Origin of the sequence: Fischerella sp. PCC 9605 (assembly GCF_000517105.1) — a bacterium.
Classification (GTDB): domain Bacteria; phylum Cyanobacteriota; class Cyanobacteriia; order Cyanobacteriales; family Nostocaceae; genus PCC9605.
Genome location: NZ_KI912151.1, coordinates 776,622 through 797,418, shown reverse-complemented (window position 1 = coordinate 797,418; position 20,797 = coordinate 776,622). Strand labels below are relative to the sequence as shown.

The 20,797-nt window shown below is 42.1% G+C and carries 23 protein-coding genes and 1 pseudogene; 15 read left to right on the top strand and 9 right to left on the bottom strand.

All coding sequences use genetic code 11. The annotated features are described in order from the left end of the window. Positions 1 to 22: 22 nt before the first annotated feature. Positions 23 to 766, bottom strand: a complete 744-nt coding sequence (locus FIS9605_RS0128565; RefSeq protein WP_026735630.1) for a class I SAM-dependent methyltransferase — start codon at positions 764 to 766, stop codon at positions 23 to 25. Between the two features lie 184 nt (positions 767 to 950). Here FIS9605_RS0128565 and FIS9605_RS0128560 point away from each other — a divergent pair, with 184 nt between their 5' ends. After that, positions 951 to 1,439, top strand: coding sequence for a hydrogenase maturation protease (locus FIS9605_RS0128560; RefSeq protein ID WP_026735629.1), 489 nt, complete (start codon positions 951 to 953; stop codon positions 1,437 to 1,439). Here FIS9605_RS0128560 and FIS9605_RS0128555 read toward each other — a convergent pair. After that, complete coding sequence (locus FIS9605_RS0128555) at positions 1,424 to 1,780, bottom strand: hypothetical protein (RefSeq protein WP_026735628.1); 357 nt, start codon at positions 1,778 to 1,780, stop codon at positions 1,424 to 1,426. The two genes, FIS9605_RS0128560 and FIS9605_RS0128555, sit on opposite strands and share 16 nt — an antisense overlap. 438 nt (positions 1,781 to 2,218) lie before the next feature. Next, positions 2,219 to 2,638 carry a KTSC domain-containing protein gene (locus tag FIS9605_RS0128550; protein ID WP_026735627.1) on the bottom strand — a complete coding sequence of 140 codons (420 nt, stop codon included), beginning with the start codon at positions 2,636 to 2,638 and terminating at the stop codon, positions 2,219 to 2,221. 371 nt (positions 2,639 to 3,009) lie between these two features. Between FIS9605_RS0128550 and FIS9605_RS0128540 the strand changes: the two genes are divergently transcribed. Next, complete coding sequence (locus FIS9605_RS0128540) at positions 3,010 to 3,687, top strand: polysaccharide deacetylase family protein (protein ID WP_026735625.1); 678 nt, start codon at positions 3,010 to 3,012, stop codon at positions 3,685 to 3,687. Positions 3,688 to 3,830: 143 nt separating this feature from the next. On the opposite strand, the gene FIS9605_RS0128535 is transcribed toward FIS9605_RS0128540, so the two are convergent. Then, positions 3,831 to 4,169 carry a helix-turn-helix transcriptional regulator gene (locus tag FIS9605_RS0128535; protein WP_026735624.1) on the bottom strand — a complete coding sequence of 113 codons (339 nt, stop codon included), beginning with the start codon at positions 4,167 to 4,169 and terminating at the stop codon, positions 3,831 to 3,833. A gap of 505 nt (positions 4,170 to 4,674) precedes the next feature. Here FIS9605_RS0128535 and FIS9605_RS38520 point away from each other — a divergent pair. The 4 genes from FIS9605_RS38520 to FIS9605_RS0128515 all read left to right on the top strand — a co-directional run bounded on the left by FIS9605_RS38520 (position 4,675) and on the right by FIS9605_RS0128515 (position 6,373). After that, on the top strand, positions 4,675 to 5,034 hold the full coding sequence (locus FIS9605_RS38520; RefSeq protein ID WP_035140302.1) for a hypothetical protein: 360 nt from the start codon (positions 4,675 to 4,677) through the stop codon (positions 5,032 to 5,034). A gap of 89 nt (positions 5,035 to 5,123) precedes the next feature. Beyond that, positions 5,124 to 5,483: a hypothetical protein gene (locus FIS9605_RS38515; protein WP_035140300.1), complete on the top strand. Its 360-nt coding sequence runs from the start codon at positions 5,124 to 5,126 to the stop codon at positions 5,481 to 5,483. 82 nt (positions 5,484 to 5,565) lie between these two features. Further along, the gene (locus FIS9605_RS38510; protein WP_035140299.1) at positions 5,566 to 5,946 is read left to right on the top strand and encodes a hypothetical protein; all 381 of its coding nucleotides are present in this window, start codon (positions 5,566 to 5,568) and stop codon (positions 5,944 to 5,946) included. 88 nt (positions 5,947 to 6,034) lie between these two features. Continuing rightward, the gene (locus FIS9605_RS0128515) at positions 6,035 to 6,373 is read left to right on the top strand and encodes a hypothetical protein (protein WP_026735623.1); all 339 of its coding nucleotides are present in this window, start codon (positions 6,035 to 6,037) and stop codon (positions 6,371 to 6,373) included. A 106-nt stretch (positions 6,374 to 6,479) separates the two neighbouring features. Here the strand turns inward: FIS9605_RS0128515 and FIS9605_RS43195 are convergent, their stop codons facing one another. Further along, the gene (locus tag FIS9605_RS43195; protein ID WP_155960558.1) at positions 6,480 to 6,620 is read right to left on the bottom strand and encodes a hypothetical protein; all 141 of its coding nucleotides are present in this window, start codon (positions 6,618 to 6,620) and stop codon (positions 6,480 to 6,482) included. A 35-nt stretch (positions 6,621 to 6,655) separates the two neighbouring features. On the opposite strand from FIS9605_RS43195, the gene FIS9605_RS43190 reads away from it, so the two are divergent. The 3 genes from FIS9605_RS43190 (at position 6,656) to FIS9605_RS0128500 (ending at position 8,366) form a co-directional block, all read left to right on the top strand. Then, entirely contained in the window at positions 6,656 to 6,826 is a 171-nt protein-coding gene (locus FIS9605_RS43190; protein ID WP_155960557.1) for a hypothetical protein, read from the top strand. A 103-nt stretch (positions 6,827 to 6,929) separates the two neighbouring features. Beyond that, positions 6,930 to 7,316 (top strand): hypothetical protein, encoded by a 387-nt coding sequence (locus FIS9605_RS0128505; RefSeq protein WP_026735622.1) that lies wholly within the window; start codon positions 6,930 to 6,932, stop codon positions 7,314 to 7,316. A 516-nt stretch (positions 7,317 to 7,832) separates the two neighbouring features. Next, a complete protein-coding gene (locus FIS9605_RS0128500; protein ID WP_026735621.1) occupies positions 7,833 to 8,366 on the top strand; it encodes a hypothetical protein in 534 nt (177 codons plus the stop codon). A gap of 170 nt (positions 8,367 to 8,536) precedes the next feature. On the opposite strand, the gene FIS9605_RS0128495 is transcribed toward FIS9605_RS0128500, so the two are convergent. The 3 genes and pseudogenes from FIS9605_RS0128495 to FIS9605_RS0128480 form a co-directional block, all read right to left on the bottom strand. Then, positions 8,537 to 8,986, bottom strand: coding sequence for a PIN domain-containing protein (locus FIS9605_RS0128495; RefSeq protein WP_026735620.1), 450 nt, complete (start codon positions 8,984 to 8,986; stop codon positions 8,537 to 8,539). A 558-nt stretch (positions 8,987 to 9,544) separates the two neighbouring features. Next, positions 9,545 to 10,328, bottom strand: a pseudogene (mltA, locus tag FIS9605_RS38505) (murein transglycosylase A); the annotation flags it as partial. 18 nt (positions 10,329 to 10,346) lie between these two features. Then, the gene (locus FIS9605_RS0128480) at positions 10,347 to 11,669 is read right to left on the bottom strand and encodes a proton extrusion protein PcxA (protein ID WP_026735617.1); all 1,323 of its coding nucleotides are present in this window, start codon (positions 11,667 to 11,669) and stop codon (positions 10,347 to 10,349) included. Between the two features lie 86 nt (positions 11,670 to 11,755). On the opposite strand from FIS9605_RS0128480, the gene FIS9605_RS0128475 reads away from it, so the two are divergent. The 3 genes from FIS9605_RS0128475 to FIS9605_RS0128465 all read left to right on the top strand — a co-directional run bounded on the left by FIS9605_RS0128475 (position 11,756) and on the right by FIS9605_RS0128465 (position 15,715). Then, positions 11,756 to 14,032, top strand: a complete 2,277-nt coding sequence (locus FIS9605_RS0128475; RefSeq protein WP_026735616.1) for a UvrD-helicase domain-containing protein — start codon at positions 11,756 to 11,758, stop codon at positions 14,030 to 14,032. A 145-nt stretch (positions 14,033 to 14,177) separates the two neighbouring features. Next, a complete protein-coding gene (locus FIS9605_RS38500; RefSeq protein WP_051470166.1) occupies positions 14,178 to 15,230 on the top strand; it encodes a GNAT family N-acetyltransferase in 1,053 nt (350 codons plus the stop codon). 266 nt (positions 15,231 to 15,496) lie between these two features. Beyond that, a complete protein-coding gene (locus FIS9605_RS0128465; protein WP_026735615.1) occupies positions 15,497 to 15,715 on the top strand; it encodes a hypothetical protein in 219 nt (72 codons plus the stop codon). Here the strand turns inward: FIS9605_RS0128465 and FIS9605_RS0128460 are convergent. Continuing rightward, positions 15,707 to 16,561, bottom strand: a complete 855-nt coding sequence (locus FIS9605_RS0128460; protein WP_026735614.1) for a hypothetical protein — start codon at positions 16,559 to 16,561, stop codon at positions 15,707 to 15,709. The two genes, FIS9605_RS0128465 and FIS9605_RS0128460, sit on opposite strands and share 9 nt — an antisense overlap. A 727-nt stretch (positions 16,562 to 17,288) precedes the next feature. Here FIS9605_RS0128460 and FIS9605_RS0128455 point away from each other — a divergent pair. From FIS9605_RS0128455 to aspS, 3 genes are all read left to right on the top strand, one after another. Further along, complete coding sequence (locus FIS9605_RS0128455; RefSeq protein WP_026735613.1) at positions 17,289 to 18,161, top strand: zinc metalloprotease HtpX; 873 nt, start codon at positions 17,289 to 17,291, stop codon at positions 18,159 to 18,161. 181 nt (positions 18,162 to 18,342) lie between these two features. Then, positions 18,343 to 18,747, top strand: a complete 405-nt coding sequence (locus FIS9605_RS0128445; RefSeq protein ID WP_026735612.1) for a hypothetical protein — start codon at positions 18,343 to 18,345, stop codon at positions 18,745 to 18,747. Between the two features lie 260 nt (positions 18,748 to 19,007). Then, positions 19,008 to 20,792, top strand: a complete 1,785-nt coding sequence (gene aspS, locus FIS9605_RS0128440) for an aspartate--tRNA ligase (protein WP_026735611.1) — start codon at positions 19,008 to 19,010, stop codon at positions 20,790 to 20,792. The last annotated feature ends 5 nt before the right edge of the window (positions 20,793 to 20,797 follow it).

The window sequence follows — 20,797 nt, the reverse complement described above, 5'->3', positions numbered from 1 at the left end:
ATGAATTGCTTCTACGTCACACCTATTTAAGACACTCAATACCAACTATAGGCACACAGTTAAGAAAATCCTGCCAAAACTCTTGACCAAATTCTTCCACTCCTTGAGGAGAGACTATTGGTTTTTGCCAGCGAATCTCTTTGAAACCGACACTCCGAAATGCCCATTCGTAAATGGCTGTGCTGAGGTAATAGTTATCAAAGCTGAATTTCTTATCATTAGCAGACATTGTGAATGTGTATTTTATAGGTGTACCTTCCACTAATGGTGAATCTATGCTTTTGATAAATCCATACTTTTCAGTAGTGAGATAAGACGAAGGGCATTGGGAGTGATTATTATTGATGGTAACGAAACGACCGCCCGGTTTTAAATTAGCAAATATGTTCTGACACATTTTAAGTAGTTGTTCTCTGGTTTGGGCGTAATTAAGTAGATAGGAAGCCACTACCAGATCAAAATTGCCAATTTTATTAAGTTCAGATACATCACCAAGGATATATTCAATGTCTTGGGGTTGTCTGATTTCTTCCTGTCTTGCCAGTTCAATCATTTTTTCAGAGATTTCGACCCCGCACACTCGTGCTGCACCTTGGAGTTTGAATAGTCTGGTGTAAAATCCTTCTCCACAAGCCAGATCGAGAATTGACTTTCCGACCAGATTACCGAGCAGATTAAAGTATGTATATGCCTCAATATGCAAGCGAAACGGCAACAGTTTGGATTTTTTATACTGCTGGGCTATGGAGTCATAGTAGGCGGTCATTTTTTTACCCCTAAAAATAATTAAGGGAAATAACTACTAAAGAATAATTATAAGTAAGTAGACAGGAATAAACATAACTACGTCAAGACATGTAAAAATGCTGAAACTCTTACCAATGACGATCGTAGCGAGTTAACTTTATTTGTGCCGATCTACTTAATTTGGTCACTAAAAGCTAATAACGATGAACAAAACTGTCTTAGTAATTGGTTACGGTAATGATTTGCGTAGCGATGATGCGATTGGACAACGGGTAGCAGAGATTATCGCCTCCCAACATTTATTAAACGTAAAATCCCTTACTGTCCATCAACTTACCCCCGAACTTGCTGAGGCTTTGGTAAGTGTTGACTTGGTAATCTTTGTCGATGCTTGTTTGACTTCTGAAACTTCTGACGTGCAAGTAAAATCACTCTTACCCACCGCTACTAACTTTCTCGCAGGTCATACGGGCGATCCACAAGCGCTTCTCGCTCTCACCAAAGCTATTTATGGACATTGCCCTAAAGCTTGGTGGTTGATTGTACCAGGAGAAAATTTTGAATTGGGCGATCGCTTGTCACCAATTGCTGAGAATGGAGTGGCGATCGCCCTTGAAAAGATAGCCGATCTGATTCAAAAAAACGCACACGATTATTTACTAGCCCCTAATCCCTTTCAACCAAACCAATGAGAAGGAGCCAACCCAGGATCAACTTCTTCAGGTATTTGCAAACTTAGCTCTTTATCCCGTTTGTACATAATTCTCTCAATGCCCTCATGAATCAAATCTTCTATACATGACCTTTCTTTGAGAGAGCAAGCTAAAGACTGATAGTTAACTAATGGTTGTTGACCTTCTTCTACAACCACATAGCAATTAGATACGTGACTAAGGACATGAGCAATTAGTTCTTGGCGAAAGTCAGGAATAGAGAAAGCTTGCTGATAGGGATGATGAGGATAAGTTTCTAAAACATCCTCTATGAGGCTAACAACCACTGGCAGTGTTAAATTAAAAATTGTTTTAGTCATAATTTATTCCCTCTCAGCTTCTAATTTCCCTGTTTATTTAAAGATGTGAACGGTAGAGCAACTTTAGGGCAGAGATAGACAGGCTCTATTTTTAAATTTAAATAAAGAATTTGAGGAAGTTGTGAGGGTATTAGGTGATTGTTGTTTGTTGGTGGTGAGTCAGTGCGGTCTTGGGGAGCCAGTGCGTTGCGGGGGTACCAAGCGTTGTAGAACCTGGCGTGGTTTTCCCCATGTAGACGCGCGCAGCGCGGCTTCCCGCAGGGTACAACTGACGTAGACGCCCGCAGGGCGGCTTCTCGTAGAGTACCCGCAGGGTTGGTAGTTGGTTGGAATAAATACCAAACATCAAACAACTATCAACAACCAAAATTAAATAAAGTAAAGGCTAATCACTAATAATAATTAGCAATTAGCCAGAAGCACCAGGAACACTAATTATCAGCAATAGTCATCATCTATACGCTCTGACTGATATTTACCTCTAATTTTTTCATTGAAATATTTGCCAACTGAATCTGCTTGATGTAAATCTTCCCAAGTATCTTCTTCTATACCCGAATACTGATAGACTGCACCGTTATGAAACTCGATTTGTAAAATATTTTTGTCGTCGTCATATCCCACTGCATTCGCCATTGATGAATTTGTTGGCAACATTGCAATTGATTCCTCGTATGAAGGCAAAGCTTTAACTTCAGCTACTATCTCATTCAAATGTTGCAATCCTTCAAAAGCCTCGACTGGTGCAGGAATTTCTAAAAACTCTAATTCGTTACCTAAATCCAGCAATAACTGCAAATGTCCTTCAGAGTGAGCGATCGCTACTACATTGCTCAAATCAAGTTTCGATAGCTTCATCTAGTATGCTCTCCTGTTGGCAAAAGAAGTGCTACTTCCTAGTTCGGGAATGGTAAGTTTTTATGCAAGAATGAATTCATATAGAACATATGTACTATACATTTTGTCACTGGTCAAGCCTTGCCAAGAAAAAACTTGGTATTGGGTACTGGATACTGGATATAGGGGATTTGGTACTGGGTATCGGGGATTGGGCAAAAATAAGTCAAAAGTTAAAAGCTAAAAGTAAAAAGAAAGAATTTTTTCTTTTACCTTTTTACTTTTTACTTTTTACTTTTCCAGTTCCTTTGCCCGATGCCCGATGCCCCAATCCCCAGTCCCTAATCTTCGATCCCTAATCCCCGATCCCTTCCAAAGGAAGTTTGCTAAATATGCAGTTTTATCCTCTATTTCCAGTTTTGCACCCCATTCTCAAGCCAACGTTTCCGAGTTGTCTTTGGGGAGGCGATTGTAATTCCAAAGCGATCGCCCTATCGTTTGATGATGGCCCTCATCCACAATACACACCCAAACTGTTACAAGTATTAGACCGTTACCAGATTACAGCAAATTTCTTTTGGTTGGGTGCTTGTGTTAACCGTTCGCCAAGCATAGCCAAAGAAATATGCGATCGCGGACACTGGGTTGGACTGCACGGGTACGATCATCGCAATTTTCCTTTGCTTTCTCCTAAAGATCTCAGAGACAGCTTAGAAAAAACTCAAGCAGCCGTCTATCATGCTTGTAACCTGCAACCCGAACAAGTACGTGATGTCCGACCCCCGAACGGTTTATTTACACCCACAACTTTGAACCTGCTACATAAGTGGAATTACAGAACTGTGATGTGGAGCGTAGTACCAGAAGATTGGGTAAGACCGGGAGTTACTACCGTTGTACAGCGAGTTCTCAAAGAAGTAACTAATGGCTCCATTATTGTGTTGCACGACGGTGCTTGCGGCGGAGAAGATGTAGCCGAAATCACAAAAATTCTTATTCCCCAACTATTGCAACAAGGCTATCAATTTGTGACAGTGGATGAATTGTGGCTGCAAGCTAGGAGGAGATAGGGGGAGTGGGAGAGGGGGAGATGGGGAACTCACCGGCCCCCACGACCGCCAGGGAGTGGGGATTAGGGGCAATGGGGAGATGAGGAGAGTGGGAGAAATAACCACTAACCACCAACTATTGACTAATGACCAATGACCAATGACTAATGACTAACTTGCCGCTTTTGATCTGCGGTCGAGTCGGTTTCAGCGATCGCCGAATGGTTCTCAGTTCCCAACAAATTATGTATATCACTTAAAGAACTAGGTTTTGCAGCCGACTCTTGTGGTGAGTGGCTCACATACTCAATTAGGTCTTCTACTTGGCAATTCAGCGCTTTACAAAACTTAATAATTCGTTCTATCTGTTCTGTTCCAGTCCTACCACTTTCCCAATTTTGGATAGTGCTTTCGGTCACGCCGACAATACGTGACAATTCCAGCTGGGTTAGCCCTGCCTTTTCTCGCAGAAAAGCGATCCTTGGTTTTGCCTTCTGTTTCACAGCTACAGCACTTATGGTTTACCTAATATCTATAGTCGTAGATCCTAGCACCAAAAAAATCTAGCGCCCAACAAATTTAACCAAGCTATTGACGACACTTAAGTTCTTTGGTTAAAACTATTAAGTGTAACTCTCATCACTATTTTACACCTCTTGCAAAAATAATTTTTGTTAAGAGGCGGGAAAAGGCAAAAGGGTAGAGAGAGAACAATCTCTTTCTTTTTCCACCCTATTCCTTGCCCCAACATCTGTAAGAAGTCGTTTGATTGGGAGGTTCAAATTGAGAGGAGACAAAGCACAGACAATTTTTTTCTAAAAATCTTTCAGACTAATCCGGAATGAACAGATGTGACTTTGTAGCTCTCATTAACAAAACAAACAGACACACTCAAACAACTCCTCAAGGTCGAGAAATAAATAACCTACACAAGGAGTGATAGGTGTAAACCCTCTGACCGAAAACACACAACACACAAACAACACACAACTGATGAGGTCTAACAACATGTTGAAGAAGTCTTTCGCTTTCGGTCTTTTAGCTGCTGGTTTGTTAATTGCTCCCACCGCAGCGTTTGCTGGCGAACAATCTCAAGACAATATTCAGGAAACAGTGCAAGAGGGTGCTGCTGTCAATGGTAGTACCAACATTCAAAACTCCAATAGCATCAACCGCCAACAGCAATTTCAAAGAGGTAGTCGCAATACTCCTTACTGGTGTGCTCCTACGTCCTCTGTCGATCAAGCACAACGTTCTGCTCAGTTTACAGGACAAAGTGGTGCGGCGGTAGACGGTTCTGTTAACGTCCAAAACAGCAACACCGAGAACAATCAGCGCCAAGTTGCCCTTCGTAAAGCTGGCTGCTAATCCATCAAGGCATAAGGCGTTACTGTATTAGAAGTAACGCCAGTTCTCTACCAACTACACAACTTAACTAACTAATGAGGTCTAACAACATGTTGAAGAAGTCTTTCGCTTTCGGTCTTTTAGCTGCTGGTTTGTTAATTGCTCCCACCGCAGCGTTTGCTGGCGAACAATCTCAAGACAATATTCAGGAAACAGTGCAAGAGGGTGCTGCTGTTAATGGTAGTACCAACATTCAAAACTCCAATAGCATCAACCGCCAACAGCAATTTCAAAGAGGTAGTCGCAATGCTCCTTACTGGTGTGCTCCTACGTCCTCTGTCGAGCAAAGACAACGTTCTGCTCAGTTTACAGGACAAAGTGGTACAGCAGTAGACGGTTCTGTTAACGTTCAAAACAGTAACACCGAGAGCGATCAGCGCCAAGTTGCACTTCGTAAAGCTGGCTGCTAATCCATCAAGGCATAAGGCGTTGCGCATTAGAAGTAACGCCAGTTCTCTTTCCTGAAAACATAAGCAGGGAGGTCTAGGAATTATGTTGAAAAAATCCTTAGCTTTCGGTTTATTAGCTGCTGGTTTGTTGATTGCTCCTACGACGGCTTTTGCTGCCGAACAATCTCAATCTCAAGAAAATGTCCAGATCACCGATCAAAATGGTGCTTCTGTCAATCGGAGTGTAAATTCTCAGAGTGCGGATAGCGTCAACATCCAACAGCAAATTCTCAAACAGAATCGCTATGGTGGTCGTAGTTACGTCTGTGCCAAACCCTCGACTGACCAAGCACAACGTTCTACTCAGATTACAGGACAAAATGGAGCGGCGGTAGACAGTTCTGTTAATGCTCAAGCTAGCAGCACCAGCAGTGCTCAAAACCAAGTCGCGCTGGGAAACACTGGCTGTTTTTATCGCTTTTAAATCATAAAAAATAAGGCGTTGCTGAATTTTGGCAATGCCACCATTCCTCCCATGACACACAATTTATTTATAAGGTGGTTTGTATATTATGGTAAAGAAAACTTACGCTTTTGCTCTCTTAGCGACTGCGCTCATAGTAGCGCCCACAGCAGCCTTTGCTGATGACCAAGGCACTCGGCAGGAGATTAATCAAGATGCTGCTGCCGTAGGTCGTGGTAGTCAAGTTAACCAAAGAGCTAACCAGAGAAGTATCCAGACTCAAACTGGACAGAATTCTTTATACGGCAATTGTAGACCAGGCTCTCAGTCACAACGCTCAGACCAGCTGATCAACCAAAGTGGTGTTGCTGTTGATGGTGGTCGTGTTGACCAAAATGCCAATCAGGAAAGCTTACAGCGTCAAATTTTAAGTCGGATGTGCTACTGATTCCCTAGGCACAAGTCTTTGGTCAATGTACATACTCTGTCTGCTAGCAGTGCCGTGGTGTGTTGAGAGTGGGGAGTTGAGTACAGAGGTTTTACCGATTTCCTTGCTAGCCAAGAAGAAAAAATCGGTAGTGTTCTATATAGGAAAATTCAGCCATGCCTGCCAGACAAACGATTCCATTACTAGTTCTATCTGCGTTAATTTCATTACCTGCTGGAATAGCCTCCGCAGATGTATACGTTGACACTGGTGACTCTAAGATCAGAGTTGGTCAGGAAAGTGGTGTTTCTGTTAAAACCACTCCCGCAAGAAGAAGTATCTTTCCCCTTCGCCTGCCCAATTCAAGAGTATGGATTCCAAATCGTCGTACCCCGCTTCCGACTTGGAAATATCCGCAAAGCAAGAAATACCCGACAACCAGATCAAACTCTAATTGCATTAGCAGAAGTGTAACCCGTCAAAGTACTCACAGTAATAACTCGGGTACTGCGGTTAATCGCACTTACAGCTCTCAAACAAGTACAACATGTCAATAGATTCAGAGGATATTACTACTATGCGATTCAAATTACTTTCCCTGGGCTTGTTCTCTGTCACCGCTGTATCTCCCTTCTTTATGCCTTCCTTAACTCCTTCTGCACTGGCAGGGTGTACCGCAGTTGATGTTAGCGCCCAAGTGTCGGTTGATCGTTCAAGGGAGGGAAATCAATCGAACCAAACCAATCAGAACTTTGGGGAAAATTGCGAAAATAGTGTTGGTGGTACTGTTACCAGTGTAGGAACCCAAACTTGTGTTTCTGGCGGTCGCTGTGAACAACGCCGCAATAGCAACCAATTTGTCGATGGAGATCCTAACAGTAATGTTCCTGTGAGAACTCGAAATATTGGTATTAAGGTAAACCCACAGATTCATGTACCACTTCCTAGCAATTATCCTAGGTAAAACATTCCCACACCCCACATCTGAAAACTTTCTATATTCCGAAGTTCCTTGCTAGGTGGGTACTTCGGTTTCGCTGCTTTAGCGAAAAGCCATTTGAGTTGTCAGATTGTTCGTTATGACCGTTAGCTGTCAAAATAATTCGTACTGTTACCCCACGCATGAATGCGCTTTATTGAAACTAACGGTTTATTTTTCCACCTCATTAAATTGAGTTGCTTGGTTCATTCATGACGAATTATGAAGCGTATAATGTTCGGTCAGTCGTTTATTAGTAAGCATTCACTACTGACCATTAACTAATGACAAACCAAACTAACATCTCACAAATCAAATGGAATTGCTATATGTAGATTATAGACATCCTTAGAAAGAACCTCGCGGCTATAGCACTAATTGAGATGTTTACTACATTTGCCTAACTCTTTTTTCCCAATCATTCCGCAAATGTATGTAATTTGAAAACAATTTGATTAGTATATCGCAAGCCTGGTGCTATCTAAATCTCTTTCTGTCATCATGAAGATTGTAACACTTCTCACTGGCTGCGTCGCTTTTATAGTGATAGCGATCGCTCTCATTTACAATTTCGGAAGCGTCAGCCAAAGCACTTTGATGAACTCCGACAGCAATAGCAATACTGTTGTAAATTCTGATAGCGATAGTGATATGAAATACTTCAAAACGTTTGCGAGCCAGCAATCTAGTACCACTAGTTCTTCTTCTTCTTCTGGATACCAAAAAAGCTCACTCAATCTGAGTGCAGCTAATCTTCGTCAACCTCACATTTTAAGGATTAACACTTCAGGCAGTCAATTGAGTGGTGAAATTACTGTCAATGGTAAAGTTGTGAAACGACTAAACGATAACCAAGTGGAAATTAATCTATCACCATTACTATCAGTTGGAGAACACATCGTTGAAATTTCAGGCCGTTACGCCCCTGCATCATCTGGAGTCAGCATAGAATTAAGCGGTCCTGGTGTTAGTTCATCTCAGCAAACTAGTGGCAATGGTGTTGTCAACTATACTCTCAATCTGAGCATAAACTAGCGCTATACGGTAAACTAATATAGCAAGTCTAGTAACGCTGGGCGGAAGTCAAAAGCATGCTCTCAAGTTCAGCGTAGACATTCTTTGGGTAGCTGCGCAGGGTAGGGTCAAAAAGCTTTATTTCTAGCTTTTGAGCTTATGTCAGATATTATCCCTAAGTCTATTAGGAATTAACTGTATCTGGCTGTTTGTAGCTGACTTTCTAGATTTACACGTACCCATAATTCTGCTACTGACCACACCCTATATTTACCAGGAGCTTCAGCAAAATCATCGAGGTTATGAGTAACAATCGCATCTAAATCTTCATAACTGGCGCAGATTAGCTCTACAGCAGATTCAAAATCCTTAAGGGGTAAAGAGCGTGCTTGCTGGAGAATGGTCTGATCGACAGGGCAGATCTTTATTTTTTCTTGTAACCAATCGACTACTACTTCAGCAATTTTGTTATTCCGTAGACGACTGGCATAGGCATATATCTTTTGCCATCCGATATCTGTTATGTGCATCTGAATCAAAGGATGTGTTCTGTCCAATAATTTGCTGACTTCTTCTCCAAAATCATTGCGATTCATCAACGCCTCTAGTATTATGTCAGCATCAAATATAATCTTGATCACTTTCAATCCCCCTGATTGACCGATCAATGTAGAGTAGGGTGAGGTTGTCTTAGTGGATATCACTTACTGAAGAACATGCTTAATATACAATCTAAAGTACAGTATTTCTGAGTTTCTGTAAAACATTTGGAGTACGACTTGATATCTGAGAAATACAACTGGGCTTTTACATGGCAACTTTGTAAAGATTCACAGCCTATTTCCTAGATGAATGACTGCACTCCCCTATGACGATAAATAATTTTTGTAGTTCCTAGCCGCAATATTTTTTTTACAGTGTCAATTTAGCAAAGTTAAGTATTTTATCACTTTATTTGCCTTCGATTCATAAAATTCTAAAAAATAGGAATGGCTGGAAATTTTGATCGCAAAAAATTGGGTAATATATCATGAACTGACCAAAATAAATTTAAAAAATCCCAGTGAACAGTTATGATGTTTGTATTACAATTTATAAATTATGTCTCTTCACAAAAGCGCAGTTAGGTTTATTTGTTAGACAAAGGTGTAGATATCTGTAAGAAATTGGGACACAAATAATCATTAACCAACGAATATTTATTTATTAGGTTTGAGCAGCAAATAATATAGTTGTCCTTTGCTAACCGTAACGCCAGCGCGATCACCTGCTTCTTTACCAGTACCTAAAAAATAATCTACCCTCCCGCACCTTTAATCGCGCCTCCGGTATCTTGATCGAGAACATAACGACTAACAATACGATGTTCCATTGTACCGCTAGCATCTACGAAAGGAACATGAGCGCGAATCAAAGCTAAAGCACCAGGCTAAAGCACCAGGAGGTATCAGGGATTGATCTGTCGCAATCGAACGTTCTGCTACAAGTGACACACTGAGAGAACCTGTAGCTGATGCGCCGTGATTTTCTTGGAAAAACACAAAGCTAGGATCGCGTGGGATATAAACATCTAATTCTTGGGGATATTTCTGAAAATAATCGAGGATTTTTGGCATTGTCATACCCTCTAGGGGTAATTTGCCATCATTAGCGAGTTCACGACCAATGCTTTTGTAGCTATAAGCAGTTACCAGCGTAGCCAACTGTTGTTTGTTTGCCATCGGGAAGCTGAAGTCGAACTGAGCCTTGAATTTGTATGATATATGGTTGTAGGCGATCGCGGAACCAAAACAACTCCAATCCTCGCAGCTTACCTTTTGCACCTTGCAAACCATCTCTTCCCTCTAACTGCAAGCGTGGAGGATGGGGTTTCTGCCAGGATTTGAGATCGGGAGGCAAACGATAGATAGGATAGCGATACTCGGATGTAGGAACGCGACTAGCTGGATAAAGCGGTTCATAGTAGGCAGTGAACAAAACCGTACTAACTACTAACTTATTTCACTCATTCATATTACGGTATGTAGCAACAGCAGAAGGCGAGATGCGATTCAAATAGCGGAAAATCCAGTATTTGAAGATTGTATCTAAAATAACTGGAAAAGTAGCAATAAATAAGAAGATAAAATTATGATTTGCTGGTAATCCCCAATGGTGTGATATACCTTCTAAAATGACTTCCCAGCCATGAGGAGAGTGAAATCCTACAAAGATATCAGTAAACAAAATAATAATAAATGCTTTGGCACTATCACTCAGACCATAGACAATGTAGTCAAAGAATTCTTTGAGCACGGCGATTTCTTTTTTGCTCATCAGTAAAAGCCATATAAAGGCGATGACTGATAATATATCAGCAGTAAAATTCTTGATAGCATTGGCACTTTCCCTGCGATATTCTTCAGCAATCTCTTCTGCCCTTACTCTCATCTGTTCTTCTATATTTTGTTCTGAAGTTATGACATTATTAAGAAGATCGTAAAATTTAATTTTTTCTTCAAATCTTTGCAATTCTAACATCGCTTCTTCTTCCATTTCTTCGTTGAGGAATATTGCCGCTCGATCTGGATTCCGAAAATGATCAATAATCGGCCCAACGACAAAGGCTTTTGATAGCTGGTGAGTTAGAATTGGTACAATAATTAGTAACAATAAAAACCGGACTGAAATGATGTTTCTTTGTTGAGACTTGCGGAAATTTTGAACAACCTCTTGTTCTGATTTAGGATCTAATTCGGCTTGTAAACGATGAATGGTATTAAAAATTGAACGAGGTAATACTCCTGTTGTATTAGTTTTACCTCGTGGCTGATTCTGTAATTTATTATCTAAGTTAGTCGTTCTTAAATTTTGCTGTTTTGGTCGGACTACAAGCGATTCAACTGGTACATCGGGAGTTTGGTCAATAGAATTTATAGGAGCTATTTCTTCGTCAGATATGGTATATTTTTCTACGACTTCATCAATAAACCTGAGTTTTTCTAAGATCGCAGCAGAACTGAGATGTTCTATACCTAGTTTCTTCTCTGCTTTTTGATTAGAGTCGTTTAAGAAAAATCGGCTGGCTTTAAATTCTGTCAACCTCATTCTGATAATTCTTAATTCTTTTTTTAGTTCTGACTCAAAATAATCCATCACGCTTTTGCTATGTATCATTGAGTCATAGTCTATTTTGTTACCATTAAAATGCTCGTTTTCTATTTGCCGAATTTTTAGAGCAGCATTATAAGCTTTATCCAAAGAACGCTCTGGAGTCCGCAAGTACCTACCGTATGCTGCTAACAGAAAAGAGTAAATTTTTTGACCTAAACCCGAGTTATTCATCGTAGGCGATCATCCACCCTGTTTTGGTGTCTTTTAACCTTAACTTAACGTACGAGGTATCTTAACAAATTATCAAGGAGACGGTTGTGCTTTCTCATTCTGTTTGGATTGTTGGTCCTAGTCGCAGTGGCAAAACTGCTCTTTTAGTAGAACAGTTCGTTCGCTGGATGCAAAATGAAAATAACAACCATGAATCATTTTATACTAAAAATTTCAGACCAAAAAATAGCGATCGCATATCAAAACGCTTATATCTTGATCAAACAGAAGCAGCAGTTTTAGTTTTGGCTGCCAATGACGATAATCGGCGACAATTGGCAGATAAAATTATGACTGCAACTCTAGGAAAATATCCAGTACGCTGTAAAACTCCTTTAGGTTTTTTTCAGGAAGAAGTAATTTTATTTTGGCCTTTATTGATTCAATCTTTAAAGCTAAAAGCGCAATTTCCAGTGAGATTACGCCCAGAAACAGAGCAGGAATTGGCAACCAAACTCTGGCGTCCCCAGTTGGATGAGGAGACTTTGCGCCGTGCTGGCACGAATGAGTACCGCTTAGTGCGCCGCATCCTTGACTTATTGCAATTAGCTGCTTACAGTGGTACACCGACAGAAGATATTGGCAAGATATTAACAACAGCATTAGCACAGCAGGAGAATGTTATTAGTTTAGAACCAGAATTCTTGGCATCTTTATTATTAGATTGGCGTAATTGGTGTTTAGAGCGGGGCTTACTTTCCTACGGAATTATCACAGAACTTTACAGCCAGTACTTATTGCCCGATCCCCATTACCAACAACAGCTAGCAAAACGCTACCAAGGAGTGCTGGCCGATGACGTGCAAGATTACCCTGCCATAGCACATCGCCTATTTGAGTTGCTGCTGGATGGGGGTACAGTGGGAGCCTTTAGCTATAACCCAGATGGTATAGTGCGCTTGGGTTTGGGAGCAGATCCCAACCATATGCAAGAGTTAGCAGAACGTTGTCAGGTGAAAACCTTAACTGCCTCTCCTTTCAACAGTCTTGCGGATATATTGGCGACGCCGATGGTGGAATTACTTACCGAACCGATGACACTATTAAGCTTACCTGAAGTGGTGCAGTCGATTCAAACTACATCCCGCGCTCAACTATTGCGGCAAACAGCAGAAGTAATTGCTAAGGCAGTCAAACAAGGACAAGTGGAACCGGATCAAGTGGCAGTGATTGCACCTGGTTTAGATGCGATCGCCCGTTATACTCTGATCGAAATTCTCAGCAAGCAAGGCATCCCAGTAGAATCACTCAACGATCAACGCCCTCTGATTGCTTCACCTGTTATCCGTGCTTTACTCACCGTATTGGCACTAGTTTATCCAGGTTTGGGACGGTTAGTAGATCGGGATGCGGTGGCTCAGATGTTAGTAGTGCTTAGTCGCGGAGATAGAGGAGTGGGAGAGTGGGAGAGTGGGAGAGTGGAAGAGGGGGAGAGTGGAAGACAAAAGAATTTTTCTTTCCCCCCATTGCCCCCCGGACCCCTAGCCCCCCATCCCCCCATCCCCCCATCCTCTCACATAGATCCGGTACGCGCTGGTTTAATTGCAGATTACTGTTTTCAACCCCACCCTGAACGCCCGAATTTGTTACCTGTGACAGCCTTCGATCGCTGGGATCGACTTGGTTACGCAGCTACTACAGCCTATAGTGAAATATTGAAGTGGTTGGAGGAACAGCGATCGCAACAGGAGTTACGTCTTATTCCCAGCCCCATTTCTTTGTTAGACAGGACTATTCAACGCTTTTTGTGGGATGGCAGCAATCTTCCCTACGATCAATTGGCGGCACTACGGGAATTACTAGAAACCGCCCAACATTACTGGGAAATTGATACAAGACTGCGACAGATCCCCCCCCTTGATCGAGGGGAGGATCTACCGCAAAACACCATTGCCGAATTCATTCAACTGTTGCAGCGTGGCACTATTACCGCTAACCCCTACCCCGTGCATCCCATCAGACTAACAGCAAAACCTATATCTTTAGCTACCATATTCCAATACCGCTCTAGTCGGCGTTCTCATCGCTGGCATTTTTGGTTAGATGTTGGTTCACCATTGTGGGCAAAAGGCGGTGCAGCAACGTTATTCGGAGCGCCATTCTTTCTGCGAGAAAGATTAGGGGAACCTTGGACGCCAGAAGATGAGCAATTGGCCGAAGAACAACGCCTGCGACGGATTTTAGCAGATTTACTTTCCCGTGTGTCTGAGAGAGTTTATTTATGTCACAGCGATTTAGCTGTGAACGGGCAAGAGCAATTAGGCCCTTTGTTGCCGTTGGTAAATGCTTGTGTGTCTGTGGTTTCTGAGTCAGCTGTAGGTTAGATTTGTTTTGATGTACAGTCGCAAATTAACGTCATAATTACGTTTCCAACAATACGATGCGCTTTTAACCTTAAAATTCCTGAAGCTAAGCTGACTAATAACCGAAGCAACCTGTTGTGTTCAATAATAATACAATACGCAGAATATGAAAGTTACTGTTATTCCTGGCAAATCTCTGACATCAGAATATTCGTTGCTTTGGTCAAGCTTCCAACAGGCTAACTCTCAACTAAGCAGTCCATATTTTTGTCCGGAGTTCACATCTGCTGTTGCCGCAGTCCGAAAAGATGTCTGGGTTGGCATAATTGAAGAAGCTGGTAAGGTTGCCGGATTTTTCCCCTTCCAGCGCGGTAAGATGCAAATGGGTTATCCGATCGGTGGGCACCTCTGCGACTACCAAGGTCTAGTACTCAAGCCGGGAATTGATCATTTAGACGCAGCAGAGCTAATCCGTGCCTGTGGGCTAAAGGGCTGGAAATTCGACCATCTGATCGCTTCACAATTACCTTTTCATCCATTCCACAGAATCAAAACTGAGTCCTCTGTTATCGACTTATCACAGGGGTACAACACATACCTAATCAAACAAAAAGCACAATCCAACTGGATTCAAAAAGTTAGCAGAAACATACCCAAGATCGAGCGGGAAGTAGGGCCGCTGCGTTTTGAAGCGCATGTCCCTGACACCTCCTTGTTAAGACTTCTGATGCGTTGGAAGTCCAACCACTACCGTCGAACAGGTGCTAGTAACGACTTCAAGGTTGAGTGGATTGTGAGAGTTGTTGAACAGATACACGCGACAAAAAGGGAAAATTTTGCTGGAATGCTCTCTGTTCTTTATATGGGCGATGAGGTCGCAGCTCTACATTTAGGTATGCGCTCTCGGTCTGTATGGCACTACTGGTTCCCTTCGTATAATCAACAGTTCCATAAATACTCGCCAGGTCTGATCCTCTTGTTAAAGATGATTGAAAGTGCTCAATTGCTCGGTCTTCAAACTATTGACCTAGGCCAAGGGGATGAGAGTTACAAGCTGCGAGTGAGGAATGGTACTATCCCCCTTGCTGAAGGGTGTGTAGAGATTTCATCGCTTATTTGTGCAACTGTCTTGACCACACAAAAGCTTCGCCGTTCAACCAAAAAGCTGAGTAGGATAGTCTCTAAAGCTCGCTCTGCATTCGCTAGAGTAGCGAAATAATCCAAAAGCGATCGCGATCGCCTTAGGGAAATCAATTCTGGAATATCCTTTTTCAAGCGATCTGAAGACTGCCAACGGCTGGACACAACATTCTATCTCTGACGTTGAAAGAAGCTCCGCCGTTTGTGCACTTATTTCTAGTAAGACTGGTAAGATACCTGAACAAGCAGCTAATTTAATTTGTGAAAATCAATTTTTAACCGTTTTCTTCCTGATTACATGCTTGCCCAGAGAAAAAGTTTAATATGCTAAACGTATGCTTGCGAATGAAACATAAATTTTTCGATCAGCGCCTCCGCGAATATAATGTTGCCATGATTCAGGTATTGCAAAATCTGGCAACCCTATTAGAAGAAGAAAAATGTTTGCTAGAAAGCAGACAAGCAAAAAGGGCTGTCAATGTTCTATTGCAACTAGAGAGTCAGCGTCAGCAGGCTATCACTGTAATAGAAAGAGATATCAAGAATGCTCTTAAGTCAGACTAAGGCTGTGAGTAAATAGTAAATTAAGTAGCTAAAGTAACCCCTTAATTCTTCTGCTGCCTTACTTGATATTTGATGGGAAAATTCCCAATCACTGATATATTTACTTTTAATCAACTGAAATGCTTTCACATATGTCTGAACCGGCGGCTGCTGGTGAGTGATAACTCTTTTGTACAGCAAACGTGGTTCAATCTCATTTTCCATACAACTGCCGAGCAGTTTTAAGTATTTACAGATATTCTGGCGAAGTTCTTCTGTTTGAGAATGCTGCGGACTCAGCAGTTCATTTGTCACCCTTTGCGCCACTTCTACTCGTCGAGCCAATAGCCATCGTCCGGCTTCTATACAAGCTGCTCTTTGTGCTTCTAGGTATGGGAGTGATGTAGTTAATTTTTCAATATTTGCCAGAGATTGGCGGAGTCGGTCTTGTCTTTTTTGAATCTCAGCAGTATTGGTAGTTGTTTCAGAAAGCTGCTTTTTATGCTCTAGCTCGCGCATCACATCTTCAACAGCTGGTTTAATAATTTTATTGACAATATTTGTCTGCTCTTTCAGTACTCCTAGCACTTGCTGACGCAGTTCGTAATTAATGATTTTTTCTAGCTGAGAGTTGCTACTTTCTTGCAGACAGTCTATCTGCTGTTGTAAGTCTTGAATAACGCGATCTTGAGATTCTTCCTTGTCTTGCAATCCTTGATATACACGTCGTTCTAAAAGCTCAACTCGTCGTTTTAAAGGATGAACAGATCCGCCATATAGCCAAGGACTAATAATAAACTCTGCAAATTCGTACAAAGTTTTTCCTATCTGTTGCAGTACTCCAATTTTTTTTGTATTTTCTCTCATTGGGATTATTCTCAAAGATGACCACTGGTTTAATTAAATCTACTTGGATAAGTTCATGGGGTTCTTCCGCGTCAACCTCAACAAGTTTTTATGAAACTAAATATTGGTTTTACAGCTTCTGTTTGGCGATCGCCTTTTGTTTAGCTCCAAGTAGCTTGTACGAGAATAAGCAAGAAATGCTCAAAATCTCTAGTATTGTCAATGACAAATATTAGTGTTCTCAGAGATTTTACCGACACTATTTATAAAGCGCAATTAAATCTGCAATAATTCGCAAACTTGCATTCGCATAGCGAATACCTAGCTTTTGTGACATTAATTATTTGGCATCTCGTTTCTTGCCTCTGGCAAGAATGGAGAGTTTGGAGGCTCCGCCGGTCGTGACACTAAAGGCAGAGCCTTTGGAATTGCGTTCCTAGTCTGGCTATGAATTAGACGATTTTTAGTCTCAACACCAGTAAAAATTTATAGCTTTGGATAGATGTGTTTTTTACAAAAGATGTATTCAACTGATTTAAGTACAAAGCGTGTATTATAAGTTACTAAAAAATATAGTTTGTATGAAGTTTTATAAATATCGGAGCGAGAAAACCGTACATTACTAGAGCGCTATTTCTACCTGAAATATCTGTGTTGAGGTCGATACAATCAAGTTGCGGCTTAAGTAATGCTGTTAATTACAACCTAATTTTTATTCGCATTCACAGCATTACAAGGAGAGCAAAATATGGGAAATCAATTGAAAACTGCCGCTTTATTAGCTTTACTAAGTGGCATTTTAATTTCTATTACTTACTGGGTAATTGGCGGTACCACAGGCGTGATTATGGGTATTGCCTTAGCAGCAGTAACCAACTTATTTTCTTGGTATCAATCAGATAAAATTGCGCTAGCAGCTTACCGTGCTCAACCAGTGTCACCGCAGGAAGCACCAGGGCTGTATCAGATGGTGGAGAAATTATGCCAACGGGCTAATTTACCCATGCCTAGGATATACATCGTTCCCACTCAAGCTGCTAATGCCTTTGCTACAGGACGCGATCCCGAACATGCTGCTGTGGCTGTCACACAAGGCATATTAAATATATTGCCAGAAGATGAACTCGAAGGCGTTATTGCCCACGAACTTACCCATGTTGCCAATCGTGACACGTTAACGCAAGCCGTTGCTGCCACAATTGCAGGTGCTATTTCGTTTTTAGCTCAAATTGTTAGTTATAGCGTTTGGTATACACCCTATTCACGGGATAATCGCAACGGCCCCAATCCCTTAGGACTGCTGTTAACGATCATACTTGCCCCGGTTGCTGCAACAATTATTCAACTGGCAATCTCCCGGACACGAGAATTTTCAGCTGATGCAGGTTCTGCAAGATTAACAGGTAATCCTCGTGCCTTAGCCCGTGCATTGCAACGTTTAGAAGCCACGGCGCGACAAATACCCCTACAAGCCAACCCAGCTTTTGAACCACTGTTAATCACAAATGCATTCTCTGGACAGTTTCTCAGCAACTTGTTCTCCAGTCACCCGTCCACAGAAGCGCGAGTTGAAGCATTGCTGAGGTTAGAAAAAGAACTGCCTTCTATGCAAAGAGTTTAGGACATGGGGCAATGGGCAACGGGCAACGGGCATCGGGCAATGGGCATCGGGCATCGGGCATAGTAAAAATCAGTACTTCAATCCCCAATCCCCAATGCCCAATTCCCAATTCCCAATCCCCAATATTGACAGGGTGCAGTTTCCAATCAAATCTTTCAGTTAGCACAAAGGAGGACTAGCTATGACTTACAATCGTAACAAAGAGGAAGAGGAAAACTTGATCGTCGTTGAAGTCAGTTCTCAAACCAATGAAATGGTAGAAACTGAAATGGCTGGTGAAACCGACGAAATCAAGCATGAAACCAAAGCGTTGATTGAGGCGATCAAAAGACGCGCACAAGCTGAGGCAGAATCAGCAGGAACCCTCACCCGAGAAACTTATGTAAATGCAGTACGCCGGGCGCGGGAAGCGATTGAAGGCGAAAAACTAATTGAGCGCGATCGCCTTGAACACTCTTGGATGGTATTGCAGCAAGAAGCCGATAAAAACTGGCACTTGTTGATGAAACAAATCGCAGAATTCGGCGATCGCTGCCAAGACGCTGCTAAAGCTGCTTGGGAAGCTTTCAATGCCCCTCGTGCTTAATCTTAAATAAGGGTGTAAAGAATTGGGGATTGGGAATTGGGCATTGGGGATTGGGGATTAAAGTACTGATTTTTACTATGCCCCATGCCCCATGCCCCATGCCTGTTGCCCATTGCCCCTATACCCCTACACCCTTTCCTATTAGAGAAATTATTCATCTTTTTTTAACCGGAATTACTAGAATTGCAAGTGATGCTAGATAATGAAAAGGTTTGAAATTTACTTGTTTTGTCTAGCTTGGTAACTAAGAACTAACAACTATGCGAACTTACTATTGCGGCGAACTCCGAAAAGAACACATTGGAGAAATTGTCACCTTATACGGATGGGTAGACCGTCGCCGCGATCATGGGGGTGTGATATTTTTAGATTTACGCGATCGCTCTGGCATTGTTCAAATAGTCAGCGATCCGCAACGCACCCCGGATTCTTACGTTGAGGCAAATACTCTGCGAAATGAATATGTAATTAAAGTGATAGGCAGGGTATCACAACGCCCCGAAGAATCTTTGAATAGCCGTATACCTACAGGCGAAGTCGAAATCTACGCTGACAATATAGAATTGCTCAACGCTGTCCGTAAGCAGTTACCTTTTCAAGTATCCACCACCGAAACCGATCCGGTGCGAGAAGACGTGCGGTTGAAGTATCGTTATCTAGATTTGCGGCGCACACAAATGGCGCATAACCTGCAACTGCGCCATCAAGTCGTTAAAGCCATGCGTCGCTATTTAGAAGATGTCGAAGGTTTCGTTGAAGTCGAGACTCCTATACTAACTCGTTCTACTCCCGAAGGTGCGCGGGATTATTTGGTTCCCAGTCGTGTTAACCCCGGAGATTGGTTTGCCTTACCACAATCACCCCAACTATTCAAACAGTTGCTGATGGTATCCGGTTTTGACAGATACTACCAGATCGCCCGTTGCTTTCGCGATGAAGACTTACGCGCCGACAGACAACCGGAATTTACTCAGTTGGACATGGAAATAAGCTTCATGTCCCAAGAAGAAATTATCGAGTTGAACGAAAAATTAGTCTGTCATATCTTCAAAACTGTCAAAGGCATCGAGTTACAGCGTCCCTTTCCCCGTCTCACCTATGCCAAGGCAATGGAACGCTACGGCAGCGATAAACCTGATACACGCTACAACTTAGAACTAGTTGATGTTTCGGATATTGTTAAAGACTGTGGTTTTAAAGTCTTTCATGATGCTGTGAAGAGTGGTGGGATCGTCAAAATCCTCCCCATCCCCGAGGGCGATGTAATTTCTAATGTCAGGATCAAACCAGGCGGTGACGTTTTCAAAGAAGCTAACGAGGCCGGTGCTAAAGGGTTAGCTTATATCCGCGTGAGAGATAATGGAGACATAGATACCATCGGTGCGATTAAAGACAACCTCACCGCAGAGCAAAAACAGGAAATTTTACATCGCACAGATGCTAAACCAGGTCATTTATTGTTGTTTGGTGCTGGTGACGCTGCTACTGTTAACAAAACCTTAGATAGGCTGCGCCAGTTCATGGCTAGGGAGTTCGGGTTAATCAATCCGGAAAAAATAAACTTGCTCTGGATTACAGATTTCCCAATGTTTGAATGGAATGCAGAGGAAAAGCGTCTAGAAGCACTGCATCACCCGTTTACTGCACCCCATCCTGATGATTTGCATGACTTGAAGACTGCCCGCGCCCAAGCTTACGACTTGGTATTTAATGGTTTTGAAGTTGGCGGTGGTAGTCTGCGGATTTATCAAAGGGAAATTCAAGAAAAAGTATTTGATGCGATCGGACTTTCTGTTGAGGAAGCACACAATAAATTTGGTTTCCTGTTGGAAGCGTTTGAATACGGTACTCCGCCTCACGGTGGTATCGCTTATGGTTTAGATCGATTGGTGATGTTGTTGGCCATGGAAGAATCGATTCGAGATGTGATCGCATTTCCAAAGACACAGCAAGCACGTTGTTTGATGACGGATGCACCTTCAGGTGTTGATGTTAAGCAGTTGAAAGAATTACACGTTGCTTCGACTCATAAGCCGAAATCCTAAAAATG